18 protein-coding genes are annotated in these 16716 nt (G+C 46.4%); 17 read left to right on the top strand and 1 reads right to left on the bottom strand.

What is annotated here, in order from left to right:
* The first annotated feature begins 237 nt into the window (after positions 1 to 237).
* From DESLBE_RS03270 to DESLBE_RS03205, 13 genes are all read left to right on the top strand, one after another.
* Entirely contained in the window at positions 238 to 774 is a 537-nt protein-coding gene (locus tag DESLBE_RS03270) for a GNAT family protein (protein WP_144675110.1), read from the top strand.
* A gap of 111 nt (positions 775 to 885) precedes the next feature.
* The gene (locus DESLBE_RS03265) at positions 886 to 1278 is read left to right on the top strand and encodes an ACT domain-containing protein (RefSeq protein WP_015944163.1); all 393 of its coding nucleotides are present in this window, start codon (positions 886 to 888) and stop codon (positions 1276 to 1278) included.
* 164 nt (positions 1279 to 1442) lie between these two features.
* Complete coding sequence (locus DESLBE_RS03260) at positions 1443 to 3236, top strand: sigma-54-dependent Fis family transcriptional regulator (RefSeq protein ID WP_144675108.1); 1794 nt, start codon at positions 1443 to 1445, stop codon at positions 3234 to 3236.
* A gap of 312 nt (positions 3237 to 3548) precedes the next feature.
* Entirely contained in the window at positions 3549 to 4067 is a 519-nt protein-coding gene (locus tag DESLBE_RS03255; RefSeq protein WP_144675106.1) for a cob(I)yrinic acid a,c-diamide adenosyltransferase, read from the top strand.
* Positions 4064 to 5029, top strand: a complete 966-nt coding sequence (gene meaB / locus DESLBE_RS03250) for a methylmalonyl Co-A mutase-associated GTPase MeaB (protein WP_144675104.1) — start codon at positions 4064 to 4066, stop codon at positions 5027 to 5029. Before DESLBE_RS03255 ends, meaB begins: the two co-directional genes overlap by 4 nt.
* Before the next feature lie 73 nt (positions 5030 to 5102).
* Entirely contained in the window at positions 5103 to 6740 is a 1638-nt protein-coding gene (locus DESLBE_RS03245) for a methylmalonyl-CoA mutase family protein (protein ID WP_144675102.1), read from the top strand.
* A gap of 27 nt (positions 6741 to 6767) precedes the next feature.
* Positions 6768 to 7190, top strand: coding sequence for a cobalamin B12-binding domain-containing protein (locus tag DESLBE_RS03240; protein WP_011459767.1), 423 nt, complete (start codon positions 6768 to 6770; stop codon positions 7188 to 7190).
* Positions 7191 to 7544: 354 nt separating this feature from the next.
* On the top strand, positions 7545 to 8384 hold the full coding sequence (locus tag DESLBE_RS03235; RefSeq protein ID WP_041272323.1) for a 3-hydroxybutyryl-CoA dehydrogenase: 840 nt from the start codon (positions 7545 to 7547) through the stop codon (positions 8382 to 8384).
* A gap of 36 nt (positions 8385 to 8420) precedes the next feature.
* Positions 8421 to 9782 carry a thiolase family protein gene (locus tag DESLBE_RS03230; protein ID WP_144675100.1) on the top strand — a complete coding sequence of 454 codons (1362 nt, stop codon included), beginning with the start codon at positions 8421 to 8423 and terminating at the stop codon, positions 9780 to 9782.
* 35 nt (positions 9783 to 9817) lie between these two features.
* Positions 9818 to 10966, top strand: a complete 1149-nt coding sequence (locus DESLBE_RS03225) for an acyl-CoA dehydrogenase family protein (RefSeq protein WP_144675098.1) — start codon at positions 9818 to 9820, stop codon at positions 10964 to 10966.
* A gap of 111 nt (positions 10967 to 11077) precedes the next feature.
* Positions 11078 to 12046: a CoA transferase gene (locus tag DESLBE_RS03220; protein ID WP_144675095.1), complete on the top strand. Its 969-nt coding sequence runs from the start codon at positions 11078 to 11080 to the stop codon at positions 12044 to 12046.
* Positions 12047 to 12050: 4 nt separating this feature from the next.
* On the top strand, positions 12051 to 12860 hold the full coding sequence (locus DESLBE_RS03215) for a CoA-transferase (protein WP_005811554.1): 810 nt from the start codon (positions 12051 to 12053) through the stop codon (positions 12858 to 12860).
* Positions 12861 to 13178: 318 nt separating this feature from the next.
* Entirely contained in the window at positions 13179 to 13391 is a 213-nt protein-coding gene (locus tag DESLBE_RS03205; protein ID WP_015944167.1) for a hypothetical protein, read from the top strand.
* A 194-nt stretch (positions 13392 to 13585) separates the two neighbouring features.
* Here the strand turns inward: DESLBE_RS03205 and DESLBE_RS03200 are convergent, their stop codons facing one another.
* Positions 13586 to 14569, bottom strand: a complete 984-nt coding sequence (locus tag DESLBE_RS03200) for a tyrosine-type recombinase/integrase (RefSeq protein WP_018307397.1) — start codon at positions 14567 to 14569, stop codon at positions 13586 to 13588.
* 217 nt (positions 14570 to 14786) lie between these two features.
* Here DESLBE_RS03200 and DESLBE_RS03195 point away from each other — a divergent pair, with 217 nt between their 5' ends.
* The 4 genes from DESLBE_RS03195 to DESLBE_RS03185 all read left to right on the top strand — a co-directional run bounded on the left by DESLBE_RS03195 (position 14787) and on the right by DESLBE_RS03185 (position 16380).
* The gene (locus tag DESLBE_RS03195; protein WP_018307396.1) at positions 14787 to 15140 is read left to right on the top strand and encodes a hypothetical protein; all 354 of its coding nucleotides are present in this window, start codon (positions 14787 to 14789) and stop codon (positions 15138 to 15140) included.
* A gap of 281 nt (positions 15141 to 15421) precedes the next feature.
* Positions 15422 to 15598: a hypothetical protein gene (locus DESLBE_RS26485; RefSeq protein ID WP_172625362.1), complete on the top strand. Its 177-nt coding sequence runs from the start codon at positions 15422 to 15424 to the stop codon at positions 15596 to 15598.
* Positions 15599 to 15668: 70 nt separating this feature from the next.
* Positions 15669 to 15971, top strand: a complete 303-nt coding sequence (locus DESLBE_RS03190; RefSeq protein ID WP_144675091.1) for a hypothetical protein — start codon at positions 15669 to 15671, stop codon at positions 15969 to 15971.
* Entirely contained in the window at positions 15958 to 16380 is a 423-nt protein-coding gene (locus DESLBE_RS03185) for a phage/plasmid replication protein (RefSeq protein WP_144675089.1), read from the top strand. Before DESLBE_RS03190 ends, DESLBE_RS03185 begins: the two co-directional genes overlap by 14 nt.
* Positions 16381 to 16716: the final 336 nt, after the last annotated feature.

Below are 16716 nucleotides of genomic sequence, written 5' to 3'. Positions count from 1 at the left end.
TTTTCGCCCAGGGCGCCGCCCACCACCATTCTGTACTTCCTGGCGATTTCATATATTTTCCTGTGGTTTTACTATAGTATATGAGGCTAGGCTGCCGGTGTGACAACTCAAGCCAATAACTTCCGTATTTTTCTTTTCATGTTTACCTATACAACAGTGGGGGGTCTGGCAAAAGGGGAAAGCAGGTTTGCGAAGAATATCTTTATAAAGAGAGAATAGGAAAGTGGGTTGAAACCTATGAAGTCAATTCAGCTTAAACATGGGCCACTCATTATAATCAAAGAAGCAGTCAAAGAAGATGCTCAGAAAGTAGTTGATTATTTAGCAAGGATTGGCGGAGAATCCGATTTTCTGACCTTCGGGCCTGGCGAGCTGCATGTATCAGTAAGTGATGAGGCAGCCATGATCGAAGAAAGCCGCAATGCCCAGAATAAGCTGCTGCTCCTTGCCTTAGCTGACAACAAGGTGGTTGGATGTCTGAGCTTTGTTAATGGGGCCAGGGTACGTACCCAGCATACAGGTGAGTTTGGCGTCTCGGTCTCAAAGGATTATTGGGGAGAAGGAATTGGCCGGACAATGATCGAGGAATTAATTCGCTGGGCCAAGGATGGGCAGACGATTAAGAAACTTAACCTTCGGGTCAGAAGTGATCATGAGCGAGGGATTAGGCTATATAAAAGCTTTGGCTTTGTTCAGGAAGGGTTGATGACCAGAGAACTGATGATTTCAGGCAAGTTCTATGATTTCTGCTGCATGGGGTTATGGATCGATTAATACCTGAGTTAATGGCTCATACGAAGTGCTTTTACCGGATTAAAAATAAGCATCCGATCGACTTTAGAACCAAGTGATAAGCCGGGAAATAGTTTAAGGCAGGAGTTTACCATGATAAAACAGTTTAATCTTAAAGTATTTGAAGAAGTTTTAGGGATTTGCCGCTTAGACAGCAATGCCCAAGTACCGGAATGGGCGGAAGGAAGCTTTTTGTCCATAACCAGGACTTCTGATGAATTGTCCATTGTCTGCAGTCAAAAGCACATTCCTCAACATGTTAAATGCGAGGGGAGTTGGCGTTATTTCAGAATTGAAGGGATATTGGATTTTTCGCTGATTGGCGTCCTCTCCTATCTAAGCGGGCTGTTGGCAAGTCAAGGGATTAGCATCTTTGTGATCTCGACTTATGACACCGATTATCTATTGATCAAGGAACAAGAGCTGGATAAAGCCGTTGCTGCCTTGAGGGCAGAAGGTCATCAGATTACCATAGCCGGAGGATAAATAAAGGTGATTAGCAGGAAGGGCCGCAATATTTTAACAATCTTTTAGCCGGTTGATGCTAACCTGACTGATATAATAGTCAAATCTATGCTATAATATTGATGGAATATTTAGAAATAACTGAAAATACTTATCTGTTGTAACTTTACAAGGAGGGATAACACATGCTCCTCCAGGAAGGTACGAATACCTGCTTTTCCTATCTGAACCCTGGTGACACCATAGAAAAAGCTGTAAGTATTTTTTTGGATTTAAAGATCGCCATCATTCCTGTTTTAGATCAAGAAGGCCGCTTGTTGAGCATCTTCAGCCGCAGCAGCCTTTATCGCGCTGTTTTGGCTGGGGCAAGATCCAAAGATCGGATCGATCCCTACCTTATTACCGATGTCGTAAGTATCGCCAATGACATACCCGACGAACAATTAGCCAATTTCGTGAAAATGAGTCCAGTCGGTTCTGTTCCCGTCCTTAATAAAGAAGGAAAAGTGATCGGACTTTTGTGTAAAGCCAAAATGGTAACGACCTTATTCAGGCATTCCGAACAGGATCTCACGGATTTAGAGCATACTGCCAAGGAATTGGAAACAGTTAAGGCTCTCAATGAAACTTTTGATACCGTTCTTAATATCATCCGTGATGGCATCGTCGTTGTGGATGAAAAAGGAAAGATAACCCTTGTTAATCAAGCCATGGCGGATTTTTTAACCCTCCCTCCCGAAGAGATGATCGGCAAACCCATTGCCGAAATCATGTCGTCAAATCAATTGCATCATGTCGCCTGTACCGGGCTGTCCGAAACCAGTGAAGTATTGACCATACACGGCAAGCCTTTGATCGTTTCCAACTCGCCCATCATCAAAGGGGGAAAGGTTGTGGGTGCTGTAGGCAAGGCTGTGTTTCCTCACCTTGCCGAGGCTCAGGAACTTGCTGAAAAAGTGCGCTGTTTAGAGCATAAAGTCACGTTTTTCCAGGAAGAATTACAAAAAAACAGGACAGCTCAGGACATCATGAAAGATATGGTTGCCGAAAGTCCCCAAATGAAAAAACTTAAAGATGAAATATCCATCGTCGCTACCAGCACCTCAACCGTGTTAATTACCGGGGAGAGCGGGACCGGCAAAGAAGGGGTGGCTCATGCCATTCATCTTGGCAGCGATCGGGGCAAAGGGCCTTTTATCAAAGTAAATTGTGCGTCCATTCCCGAAAGTCTTATGGAATCAGAAATGTTTGGTTATGTCGGCGGCGCTTTTACAGGTGCGGCGAAGAATGGGAAACCGGGACGGATCGAGCGAGCTGACGGCGGAACCCTTTTCTTAGACGAAATCGGGGAAATGCCCCTGGCTTTGCAGGCGAAATTACTGCGGGTATTACAGGATCGGGAAATTGAACGGCTGGGAAGCACGGAAACAATCAAGGTCAATATTCGTATCTTAGCCGCTACGAATAAGAAATTAAGCAACGCTATTGCGAAAGGGGAATTCCGGCAGGATCTTTACTATCGGTTAAATGTCATCAATCTCCATTTGCCTCCCCTTAGAGAACGCCTTGAGGATATTGAACCTTTGACCCATTTTTTCATCTCTAAATTCAACGATATTCTTAAGGCCAATGTGAGCGGCATCACTCCTAATGCCATGGCAACTTTGCTCCAATATTCATGGCCGGGGAATATCCGCGAATTGGAAAATGTGGTGGAAAGGGCGGTTAACTATACGCGCAGCGGCTTAATCGAATTGATTCATTTGCCCCACCAGATTATCAGCGGCAATACTGCCTTAGGTCAGGTAATGAACAAGAAAACGATTCGTCATCAGGATAGACTTGGTCAGATCGAGCGGGATATGATCGCTGCCGCTCTTGAGAAAGCAGGAGGCAACAAGACAAAAGCGGCCAAACTTTTAAACCTCAGCCGTTCAAGGCTTTACGACAAATTAAATAAATACGATCTTAATACTTAAGCATGTTCTAAGATGAGATCATCCAGAAAAACGTCCCAAAAGCGGATAATTGCTAAACAAAAGCGTCCGCTTCCGGGACGTTTTTTTATACTATCGGAAAGGTTTCTTAACCCAGAGGCTGTTGAAAATATTTGGCATAGTTATTGCATAAATAATCTAATAATTCAGATAATTTAAAGCAAGGAGGGGCAACGGCATATCGTTTAGGAAACCCGTCAGGTTGAGGGGGAGTAACCATGTCAAATAGTAAAGACGATTTAACACAACATGAAGCGTTGGCCTTACTTGAGATACAGGAAGAAGGTGAAAACGATGAAAGGGCTCTTGCTTGTCTACACCGGTAACGGCAAAGGAAAAACCACCGCCGCTTTGGGTCTGAGCCTTAGAGCTTTAGGCCACGGGCAAAAGGTAGGCTTCCTGCAATTCATGAAAGGAAGCAAAAATTACGGGGAGGTTAAGATTTCCGAAAAACTTCCTAATTTAGCTCTGGTGCAAACAGGCAGGGATTGTTTCGTTTCCTTTGAGAATCCCGAACCTGTGGACATTGCCATGGCACAGGATGGTTTAGCTATTTTATCCCAATGGTTTCAAGAGGATCGTTTTGATTTGATTGTAGCCGATGAACTTTTGGTCGCCCTGGGGTTTAATTTAGTCACAGTTCAGGAAGTTTTAGACCTGATTGAGCAGCGTCCCCCCCGTTTAACTCTTGTTTTAACCGGGCGTTATGCACCTGATGAACTTTTGGCCGTTGCCGATACAGTAACCATCATGCAGGAACACCGGCACGCTTACCAGCAAGGGGTTGAGGCAAAGGAAGGGATGGAATTTTGAAAATCAGCGCATGGGAGCCTTGGTTAGAGCGCCTTTGGCAGGGGGACAAACGTGCCGCGGCTAAACTCATCTCCCAAGTCGAGGATAACCAGGGACGAGTGGAGATTATGTGCCGAATCCTGCCCAGGACCGGTCAACGCATGGTCCTCGGCATAACCGGACCGCCGGGTGCAGGGAAAAGCTCCTTAGTCGGAGCACTCACTCAGCTCTATCGGGAACAGCATGATAAAGTTGGCATCGTCGCCGTTGATCCCAGCAGTCCCTACTCCGGAGGGGCCATTCTGGGCGATAGAATCCGCATGCAGTCCCATGGAACGGATCCTGGAGTGTTCATACGGAGTATGGGAACCCGGGGGCACTTAGGGGGAGTGGCGCGATTCACAACCGATGTCTTAAAAATATTGGAAGCTGCCGGATATGAACGTCTCATCCTGGAAACCGTCGGTGTAGGACAATCAGAATTAGAAATCATGGAATGTGCCGATACGGTCCTGCTTGTCTTAAACCCGGGAACCGGCGATGGCATTCAAGCCATCAAAGCCGGTATCATGGAAATTGCCGATATCTTTGTTGTCAATAAAGCCGACTTGCCAGGGGCCGAACGCCTTAAGAACGATATTGAAATGGCTTTGGATCTGAATGGTAAAAAGGCCTGGCGGGCACCTGTCCTCATGACCAGCACTCTTGAGCAGCGCGGGCTTAATGAGCTTCGCGATCACATTGCCAGGCACCAAACATTTCTGACCGAGTCGGGAAAATGCCGCCAACGCCGTCACAATGCTTTCACTCAAGAAGTTTGGCGCCATTGGGAAGCTATTGCGCGGCAGGCCTTTGCCACAGCCTGGCAAGACCTGCCAAGGTCTGAGGGAGATGACCTTGAACCTGGCAATCCTTACACACTTGCCGAAGAAATCTGGGCATCTATTGTTTCCGGAAGATTTACCGACCGTTCTGCTCCTTAAAAATTTAAGGTTGTTTTATAGATATAGGGTGAAAGGGTTAGGGAGTGATTCTGAAAAAGGTTAGGTGAAAGGCATGCAAGAAGATTTCAGCCGTTGGCAAAAATCCTACCAGGAGCAGAAAGAGCGCCAAGGGCCTTTTATGACTGTTTCCAGCGCCCCCATCGCTCCTCTTTACTCTCCGGATAACACTCCGAAAATCGATTTTGAAAAAGATATTAACTACCCGGGAGCATACCCTTATACACGGGGCGTCCGCACCAACATGTACCGTGGCCGGCTTTGGACAATGCGGCAATTTGCCGGCTTCGCCACGGCTGTGGAATCCAATCAACGGTACAAGTTCCTGCTCAGTCAAGGCCAAACGGGATTAAGTGTAGCTTTCGATATGCCAACCATCATGGGCTACGACTCCGACCACCCACGGGCCTATGGGGAAGTGGGCAGGGTAGGGGTTGCTATCGACTCCCTTCAGGATATGGAGACCTTATTTAAGGATATCCCCCTGGACCAAGTCAGCACGTCGATGACTACCAATGCTCCTGCAGCTATTCTATGGTCCATGTATCTTGTTGCAGCAGAAAAACAGGGAGTTCCTGCCCACAAACTTACGGGAACGATCCAAAACGATATCTTAAAAGAATACATTGCTCAAAAATCCTGGATTTTCCCGCCGGAACCTTCCCTCCGCCTGATCACAGATATTTTCGCCTTTGCCCGGGATAATGTTCCTAAGTGGAACACGATCAGTATCAGCGGCTATCATATTCGGGAGGCTGGGGCAACGGCTCTTCAAGAGTTAGCTTTTACCTTGGCGGATGGCTTCGCCTATGTGGAAGCAGGAATCAAGGCCGGTCTGGATGTGGATGATTTTGCACCCCGGCTTTCCTTCTTCTTTAATTCACACACTGACTTTTTTGAAGAAATCGCTAAATATCGCGCCGCCCGCCGGATTTGGGCAAGGCATATGAAGGAAAATTATGGCGCGAAAAAAGAGGAAAGCCTGCTGCTCCGTTTTCATACACAGACTGCCGGGTGCTCACTGACGGCACAGCAGCCTGAGAATAATATCATTCGCACAGCCTATCAGGCCATGTCCGCGGTGCTGGGAGGAACTCAGTCCCTGCATACGAATTCTATGGATGAAGTTCTGGCCTTACCTTCGGAAAAAGCAGTGCAGATTGCTTTACGGACCCAGCAAATTCTTGCCTATGAGACAGGTATCGTCAATACCATTGATCCCCTGGCCGGCTCCTACTTCGTAGAGGCTTTAACCCGGCAAATGGAAGAAGGGGCTGAAGAATACTTCCGTAAAATTGAAGAACGGGGCGGAGTCCTTGCCGCAATCCATCAGAACTTTTTCCAGCAGGAAATTGCCGATGCAGCTTATCGCTATCAAAAAGAAATCGAAGGGAAAGACCGCATTATCGTTGGGGTCAACGGATTCCAAACTGAAGAGGCTCTGGAAATCGACCTTTTAAAAATTGATCCTGAAATCGAAAGAAACCAGGCTCAACGTGTTAAAGAACTGAGAGCCGCCCGGGATAATTTACACGTCCAAAACACCCTCGCTGCCTTAAAAGCAACCGCCCTGAGTTCAGATAATCTTATCCCGAAAATTATTGATGCCGTTCGGGCTTACGCTACCGAAGGGGAAATCGTCGCTGTCCTCAAAGAGGTTTTTGGGGAATACAGGGAACAATCTGTATTTTAAACTTTAAACATAAGGGAGGGTTAGACAATGGGGTTAGACAGGGAACAAGCGCGCATTCGTGTTTTGGTGGGCAAACCGGGTTTAGACGGACATGATCGGGGTGCCAAAGTCATCGCCCGGGCTTTACGTGACGGGGGCATGGAAGTCATCTATTCAGGACTGCATCAAACTCCTGAACAAATTGTCCAAGCAGCGATTCAAGAGGATGTGGATGTGATCGGGCTCAGTATCTTATCCGGTTCCCATATGACTGTCTTTCCAAGGGTCAGAGAACTGCTTGGAGAACAGCATGCTGAAGATATCATTGTCATGGGCGGGGGAACCCTGCCTGAAGAAGATATTAAAGCCTTAATTGAAGAGGGATGCGCAGAAGCGCTTTTTACTCCGGGCACACCGACAACCGATATTATTCAATGGATCAAGGATAGAGTTGAGCAAAAACAAGGCTAATCATTGCTAAAACCGTCCCGGAAGCGGACGCATTGTGCACACAAATGCCTGCTTTCGGGACAATTGTTTTTTACTTTTCCATGGCTTTCTTACCTCATATTTCTCAACGGGTAAGGTTAAAAAAATTTCTTCCCGGGGATTTAATCCTTAAACCCTGTGACACCAGGCGTCTTTATCGTTCACATCCTATAGCCATTGGCCATTTGTTAGCAAAGCGAAAGATTTGGCACAATTGTTGCAAGATAATTCAGAATATTAAAAATAAAAAAGGTGAAGCAAGGTACTAGAGGAGGGAGCTTAAACGATACAATATTCCCTGCTTAACAAACCATGCTCCAGAAAGGAGGAAGCCCAATGAAAAAGATCATGGTCATCGGTGCAGGACAAATGGGTGGTGGCATAGCACAGGTCGCTGCCCAAGCGGGTTATTCCGTTATTCTCAATGATCTTAAAGAGGAGTTTGTGACCCGCGGGCTGAGTGTGATTGAGAAAAACCTGAGACGCAATGTGGAAAAGGGAAAGCTTGAAGCCATCGAATCTGCAGCAACTTTAGGGCGCATTACCCAATCCACCGCTTTGCAGGATGCAGCCTCGGCTGACCTGGTTATTGAGGCAGCCGTAGAAAATATGGTGATCAAGAGTCAGCTTTTTGCCCAACTGGATGAGATTTGTCCGGAGCATACCATTCTGGCGACGAATACATCCTCTCTCCCCATAACGGAGATTGCTGCCTTTACTAAACGTCCTGACCGGGTTATCGGTATGCATTTTATGAATCCGGTTCCGGTGATGAAGCTGGTGGAAGTCATTCGCGGCCTGGCCACCAGCGACGAAGTCTATAAAACCATTGAAACCTTAAGTCAGGAAATGGGAAAAACCCCTGTGGAGGTCAATGATGCCCCTGGATTTGTGGCCAACCGCATCTTAATCCCCATGATCAATGAGGCGGTTTATACCCTTTATGAAGGGATCGCCACGGTTGAAGATATTGATCAGGTGATGAAACTGGGGATGAATCATCCCATGGGCCCCTTAGCTTTGGCAGATTTAATCGGGTTGGATACGGTGCTGTCCATCTCCGAAATTCTTCATGAAGGGCTGGGGGACAAATATCGTCCCTGCCCGCTTCTGCGCAAATATGTTAAAGCCGGCTGGTACGGAAGAAAATCCGGTCGTGGTTTTTACCAATATTAATAAAGAGACGATCTCAGTCACGGGGGAGGAGCCAAGATGTCAGAAAAAGTGATTCAAAAACTTGAACACACCAGAAAAAACTATTACAAAGACGCTGAAATTGCCGCTTACGGCGAAAGAAAACCGGATTACTCGACCCTGGGAAGAAAAATTGAGAATACCTATGCCAGGCAGCGTCAAGTCGTCTGTGTGGAAGCCTGCCGGACACCCTATGGCAAGTCACTGGGGGCCTTGCTGGAATACGATGCGGCTCAATTAGGAGCACTGGCTATTAGAGAAGTTCTCCGGCGAACGGAAGGAAAAGTTGCCCCAGGTGAAGTGGATTATGTGATCATGGGTCATGTCGTCCAGGCGGGCAGCGGTCAGGTCTCCAGCCGCCAGGCCACTCTTTTGGCGGGATTGCCGGAGCATGTGCCTTCCATTACGGTCAATAAAGTATGCTCCTCCGGTGTCAAGACTATTGATCTGGGGGCGCAAATGATTGCTTTAGGCAGGGCGGAAATAGTCATTGCCGGCGGACAGGAGAGCATGAGCAATATTCCTTTCTCACTGCCGGACATGCGCAGAGGCAGGAAGATGGGGCTTCCCACTATTGACTGTGTTGATCTGATGGTCAAGGACGGACTTTGGGATTCCTTCTATGAGCGCCATATGGCCATACACGGTTCCGAAGTGGCCGATGAATTCGGTTACAGCCGGGAGGAGCAGGACGAATGGGCCCTCCATTCACAGCTCGCCGCCTCGGCAGCGATTGCCGCCGGGAAGCTTGATGCTGAAATTTTTCCGGTAGCCGTTAAAAAGGGCAAAGAAATTCTGGAAAAGGATGAAGGCCCTCGTGCCAATACCACCCTGGAAGGCTTGGCTAAGCTCGGCCCCGTTTTTGATCACATCAGCGCTGTAACCGGGAAACCCGGCAGCGTAACCGCCGGCAATGCCCCGGGAACAAATGACGGCGGGGATGTCTGTCTCCTGATGAGCCGGGCGAAAGCCGATGAATTCGGCCTCAAACCGCTTTTCTCAATTGTAGACTATGCTGAAGTTTCCCAGCCCACCAAGGACATTGCTACCGTTCCCGGTCTTTCCATCAAGAAAGTCTTAGAACAAAACAAGCTGACCCTTGAGGATGTAAAGCTCATCGAAATCAATGAAGCCTTTGCCGCGGTCGCCCTGGTGAGTGCCCGCACGATTCTGGGCATGACCAAGGAACAAATGTATGAAAAAGTCAATGTCAACGGCGGGGCCATTGCCTATGGTCATCCCATTGGGGCGACCGGAGCCAGAATCGTCATGACCTTAGCCTATGAGCTCAAGCGCCGGGGGGGCGGTTATGGAGTGTGTGGTATCTGTGCAGGGCACGCCCAGGGTGATGCCATGCTCATCTATGTGGAGCCTGATTGATATCAAAAAGGATAAATTAAGGAGTGGATGGGACTGTGAATTTTGAACTGAGCAGTGAAACATTGATGATCAGAGACATGGTCAGAAAATTTGCCCAAAACCAACTGGCACCTCTGGCCCCGGAATTGGACAAATCCCATGAGTTTCCCATGGCTACATGGAACAAAATGAGAGAACTTGGCCTTACAGGCTTTCCCATTCCTGAAGAATGGGGGGGCGGCGGCGGTTCTTACCTGGATTTTGCCATTATCGTGGAAGAACTGGCCAAAGCCTGCGCATCGACAGCGGTGATTACCAGTGTCCACACCGGTTTAGGCTGTATGAGCATGTACCTCTATGGCAGCCAGCAGTTAAAAGAAAAATACCTGGAGCGATTGGCTACAGGGGAGATTATCGGAGCTTATGCCCTGACCGAGCCTAACGCCGGCTCAGATGCCGGAGCGCTCCGCTGCAAAGCTGAAGACCGGGGGGATCATTTCCTGGTCAATGGCGGCAAGATATTCATCACCAATGGCACGGTGGCCACGACTTTCTGTACTTTTGTCAAGACCGATCCTACCCAGCCGAAAGGGAAGGGGATCACTTGCTTGCTGATTGAAAGAGACCTACCCGGATTTACCATCAGCAAACCTGTCGAGAAGATGGGCATGCATGGCTCACCTACTGTAGAGCTTATTTTTGAAAATGTCAAAGTCCCCAAAGAAAATGTCCTTGGGGAGATCAATAACGGATTTGCCGTGGCCATGGGGCTGCTGGCCGGGGGACGGATCACCATTGGGGCTCAGGGTCTGGGAATTGCTGAAGGCGCCCTTGACTATACCATCAATTATATCAAAGAGCGGCAGCAGTTTGATAAACCCCTGGCTGCCAATCAAGGGGTTCAATTCATGATCGCCGACATGGCCACGAAAATCGAGGCGGCGCAAATGCTCATCTACCGGGCAGCCTGGCTCAAAGATCATCAATTGCCCCATAACAAGGAAGCATCCATGGCGAAGCTTTTTGCTACCGACGTGGCCATGGAAGTCACCACAAATTGTGTGCAGTTATTAGGGGGCTATGGTTATTGTTCCGAATACCCGGTGGAGCGCATGATGCGGGATGCTAAGATCACCCAAATCTATGAAGGCTCCAATCAGATTCAGCGCATGATCATCGGACGTGAGGTCATTGGGCGTTTTTAAAGACTAGGGCTGTATTGGTTAGGAAGATATTGGTTAGGCATCTGTTGGTCAGGAAGATTTTGATTAAACAGATATGGATTAAGCAGATATAGATAAAGGAGGTTTAACTCTATGGCAAGACCGCAAAATGTTAGTTTAACGGAAGCCATCGGCCAAATCAAGGATGGAGATATGCTGACCTTTGGTGGCTTTACAGTCTGGCGCCGTCCTATAGCCGCCATTTACGAGATCATCCGTCAGCAGAAAAGAAATCTGCATTTGGTTGAAGTCAACGGCGGAACCCATGATGATATGCTGGTGGGAGCAGGCTGTGTCGGGGTATGGGAATCCTGCTGGAGCGGGCATGAGCTCTATGGCAAATTAGGCGGCAATCTGGCTCGTAAGATCGAAAATAAAGAAATTTTATATGAAGACTGGTCCCATATTCATGCCTTATACCGCTTAGCCGCCGCAGCCAAGGGAGTTCCTTTCCTGCCCACTTATTCAGCCATAGGCTGCGATATGCTCAATCCTGAGAATGATAACCTGGGCAAAGCAGGACTCCGGGACGGGTCCAACCGCCATATCGGCAAACATAAATTTGTCACTTATAAAGAGCCCTTTACGGATTCCGAAATCACCCTGATTCCGGCGGCCAGCCCTGATTGGTGCATTACCCATGTTCAGATGGTGGGGGAAGAGGGAACAGTTCGGGTGGATGGCTTAAGATTCAGCGACGAGGAAGCCATCAAAGCCTCTAAACACAATATCATTATCGCCGAGCAAGTCGTTCCTGAGGAGTATCTGCGGCGTGAACCAACCCGCAATATGCTTCCCGGCTATTTCGTGGATTATATCGTCGAATTGCCCTGGGGTGCTCACCCCACCGGCTTATACGGTGCCTATGAGCCTGATGGTCCTTTTATCAATCACTTCTTTAAGTCCACCCGTACTCAGGAAGGCTTCGACCAATGGGCTGAAGAGTGGATCTTCGGGGTTAAAGATTTCGAGGAATATTTAAGCAAGCTGGGGATGACACGTCTGGAAAACCTGCGGGCCAACCCTGCTTTGGGTTATTCTTCAAAATTAAAAAGGGGGTAAGGGCATGGAAAGCAAGAAAGAACATTCAAAGATCGGAGAATTTAAACCCATGGATCTCCTGGCCTGTGCAGCCGCCCGGGAGGTCAGGGATGGTGAGGTTGTTTTTGCCGGCACAGGGCTGCCCATGCTGGCCATCATGTTAGCTCAAAAAACTCAAGCGCCTACGGCGGTTTGTATCTATGAGTCCGGTTCAATCGATGGCCGCCCCATTGATTTACCCACTTCCGTAGCCGATGCCCGCTGCAGCTATCAAGCCGCTGTGGCCGACGGCCTGATGGATGCCTTCAGTCAGCTTCAATCAGGGAGAATCGACCTTGCTTACCTGGGGGGAGCCGAGGTCGATATGTACGGGAATGTCAACACAACCTTCATGGGCGGTCCCACAGGCAAACGCCTCACCGGCAGCGGGGGAAATACGGATATCCATTCCTTAGCCAGAAGAAGTGTGTTGATTATGCCCCAGATCAATCAAAAACGCCGCTTTGTGGAAAAGGTCAGCTATATTACTTCACCCGGATGGAAATTTCCCCATGGGCCCAATAGAGAGTGGGTCCCCAAGCAAGAAGTATATGGCGCCGCATTCAGAGGCGGGCCGGCAGCCGTTATCTCCGATATGGGGATTTATCGCTTCGATGAACAGGGCGAGATGTATCTCGATACCGTTCATCCCGGCTTTTCAGCGGAGGATTGCCGGGATAACTGCTGTTTTGACCTGAATATCTCTAAAGTCAGGGGCGAGACACCCACTCCGACTTATGAGGAGTTGGAACTCCTTCACAAAGTGATTGACCCCGAAGGGATTATTATGAAATAGAAGCAAAAGACGGACTATCGGCGTCAAGCTGATGGCCCGTCTTTTGTCTTTAAAGAGGTAGGGCAAAATATTGTTTGATTTAACTCGGTTTCCGTACAACCGTTAAACTTTTTTAATAAGTTCCAATCGGTTTGACCCTGACGCACAAGGTATATCATAATTATATCCCCCGTTAATATAAATTCTGTTAGGAAGACATTCTGTAAGGAGTTTCTTCCTGTTTTTACATAGGTATAGAAAGTTCAAAGCTCATAAATTATAATGAGGAGGGGAGAATAGCTTATGCTCTTCTCAAGTTTTTTGTAAAGGATGATTCGTTTGTCAAAGTTATATGCTATCTATACTCTAACCGGTAATGAGGAAAGATTCCTGGGACAGGCCTATTTAACGGCAAAAGACCTGGAAGCCATTGAAGAAAGCTTTACCGGGACGCCTGAATCGGAACACTATATCGCTCTTACCGATGGTGATCAGGTTAACGTTAATGCCATTGACTCAATCGAAGAGATTACTGACGACGGGGAAGAATAAGGCTTAACAAGTGCACAGGTCGATTGACCGCACTGGGTTAGGTAAAACTTAAAGTGATAAAAGCCTGAGAGATGCACAAGTATCTTTCAGTTTTTTTATTTTTAGAAGGTTTGCATTAACGCGGTGTTGTTATTAAGTGAAATTATGTCGCACTAAAACCTTGAATCTCAATAATGGAGTAGTATGAACTATGCTTACCTGAATTTAATATGATCCGCCGCACGCCTAAGCTGTTCATCGAGGACCTTGGCATAAATTCTGGTCGTCCTGGGGTCGCTGTGACCAAGAGCATCCTGAACGATGGCCAGATTTTCTGTTTCCCGGAGCAGGAGGGTGGCAAAGGTTGAGCGCAATTTATGAGCACTATAGCCCTCTGTATTATGGCCAAAGTTTTGCAGAATGGCCATATACTTTTTGATCAGATCCTGGATGGCACGCTTGCTCATGCGGTTGCCCTGGATAGAGAGGAATAAGGCCTCGGTATGCTGGAGCACATAGCGGGGCCGTTCATTCTTAATATAATCCTGGATGGCTGTGGCGACTTCGGTGTTAAAATAGATATTGGTTTCTTTATTTCCTTTGCGAATTACGGCAAAACAACCTTTATTAAAGTCGATGCTTTGTAAATTCAGGCCATATAGCTCACTTAAGCGTAAACCCGTACCTATGAAGGTCAGGAAGATGGCATAATCCCTTTTCTCTGTATAGAGATGATACTTAAGTTGGCCTTCACTTAAGCCGGTGCCGGTCTCAATAATGTCCACCAAATCGGCAATCTGCTCCGGCTCAAGGGCTTTGGGGGCTTTCTGATTCTGAGAGATGGGATTGAGTTTTATAGTGATATCTTTTAAGATCAGGTCTTCCCGCAATAAATAGCGGTAAAAGGACTTGATAGCAGCTTGTTTGCGAGCTAAGGCTCTTACTCCGTTTTTCCTTTGGGTTCGGGCCCAGTTTAAATAGGCTTCAACATCGGTATGTTGAATTTGCTGAAGGTGTCCGATTGTCAGGGAAGGAGGGGAGGGAGGAAAACCCGGCTTATAGTCACAAATAAATTTCAAAAAGAGAAAGAGTTCCTGGGCATAGGCTTTCTGAGTATGGGGGGACCTGTTGATTACCCCCAAATGATTGATATATGTAAAAGCATAAGAGGGTAGAGGAATATCAAAAATATCTGCCATGCTGATTCATCTCCAATTAATCTTGATAACTTTACCTTTGTAATTCTTATTTGTAATTCATATTTTAGAGGATAAAGGATGCAAAATCAACTCTGTATTAAAACGATATTTAGCGCATAGTTAATTTTGACACAGTCACCTGATGTACGATTACAAAAATACTGCTAGTATGGATTGGGCAATTATGTTAATATGTAATAAATGGGAGGAATGGATCATGGATAAACTTGATTTAATCCTTGAAAGAATAAATTCAATAGATACGTCTTTAAAGGCTGAAATCAAATCTCTGGACGAAAAACTGACATCAAAGATGACTTCGATGGAGACTCGTATGACATCTATGGACCAAAGAATGACTTCCATGGAGACTCGTATGACATCGACGGAGGACCGAATAACCTCAATGGATAGAGCCTTACGAGCAGAAATGAAATCCTTAAATGATAAGGTAGATCATGTTGCTCAGATGCAGAAACTTACCTGGGAAGCTGTAAAGGATCTGGATAAGGAAGTTATCAGACATAGCGATGAACTTCGGGCTATCGACAGCAAGGTTAAAGCTTTGTAACTATAAATACATAACCGGCTAGAGATCTCTGGCCGGTTATGTATTTATATATTATTTTACTTTACATAATATCTATTCCTAGACACTGTGTAAAAAAACCATGTTTAGGGTCTGACTTATGTTAGAATATGGGACTTGTTTTTTTAGTGGTGCTTAACCACTAAAAAAATATTAATAATTTTACACAGTGTCAAAATTAATGTTGCTGCCTGATTTTTTTAAGAGGGAGGAGGTATAAGATTTTCTTTACATTGTGTAAATAAATAATTTTGGAGGTCACCATGGATTGTGCTGAGCAGAGATGTTTCATGGAATTTAGGGATGACAAAGAATGTTGGTTATCGTGGCAATTATCCAGCAAAATTAATTACAGATATATACTTTGGGATGAAGAAACAGATGAGCCTTATTCTTATTGTGACTATGGAAATCCCGATTTAGAAAATAACGATTTTTAAGGACGGTGTATAGTAACACCGTCCGAGAGTCTCATACGTGAGACTACCTCAGAAGAGGGGAGGTCAATTTTTGATAGATACAGTTGTAATTGAGTCACCTCCAATTGGCTACGCTATGGAAGGATTCATTGAGAATTTTTGCATAAAATCCCAGGCCATACAGCTTAAAACGGGCGAATTAGTTTATTCCTTTACGAACGGTTCTTTGGATGGTTCTTTTGATTCTCGAATCAGTATCCAGGTTAAAAGAGAACGCTGGACGATTGACCATAATCTCTTTGTGGAAAAGGGAATTAAAACCCCTAAGAAAGTTAAGTGTGAACCATACATAAGGGTTGAGTGTTCTGTACATAAGGGCGATGCTTGGTCATAATGTTTTTGGCGGTCCCTTGGATTTTTCAACATCGGTGAAATGGCTTATAAATTTTTTGAATGAATCTTTTAAGAACTATGCTGTGTGGTCTCCTGTTCTGCCTCCCTGGGATGAATGGAGAGTGTTTAGGGTAGATGTAGCTGAGGTTTTTAATCTCGGGAGTTTTGAAGCCGTGGAAGAGTGGTTTCGCGGGGTAAACTTCGCGAACTTTCCCCGCCGGACCGTCAATAAATATGCTATGTCCGGCCTGTATGCATCCGGGAGAACTACGACAGTTAAAGCCTATCATAAAGGCGTAGAGTTTGCTAAACATGACCGTAAGCGATTGTACCGCTATTTGGGATTGGACAAGCTCAACGAGTTGCAGAATTTTGCTAATTCAAATTTTGAGGGTAGAGGTGGAAATTAAATCGTTGAAATTGCGGAATGAATTTGGGCGAACTGCCTTTAGTCTCTGAAATTACACAGGATTACCTGTCCAATATTTATGAAAAGGAGGTTTTCAAGTTGTTGAGGGATAGCGTGGAAAGAGGCAAAAGGTATGCCGTACTGCCCAAGCTGTTGAGAAACGACTGTATGCAAGTTATTCTTCGGCTACGGCTGGGGCCATTGTTTGGAAACTTGGTACAGATTAGCAACCCTTTGGGAAACAATTTGTTAGGAATCACCTTCCTAAAGCTACATTTTACGACACAGAAAAACAGTTGTTAGACGTTGGAGTTTCCTGGATTGAGACGGATGTCAT

Source organism: Desulfitobacterium sp. LBE (assembly GCF_007830365.1).
GTDB classification, from domain to species: Bacteria; Bacillota; Desulfitobacteriia; order Desulfitobacteriales; family Desulfitobacteriaceae; genus Desulfitobacterium; species Desulfitobacterium hafniense.
Note: the sequence above shows the minus strand (reverse complement) of the source record. Positions and strands in the feature narration are given on the sequence as shown.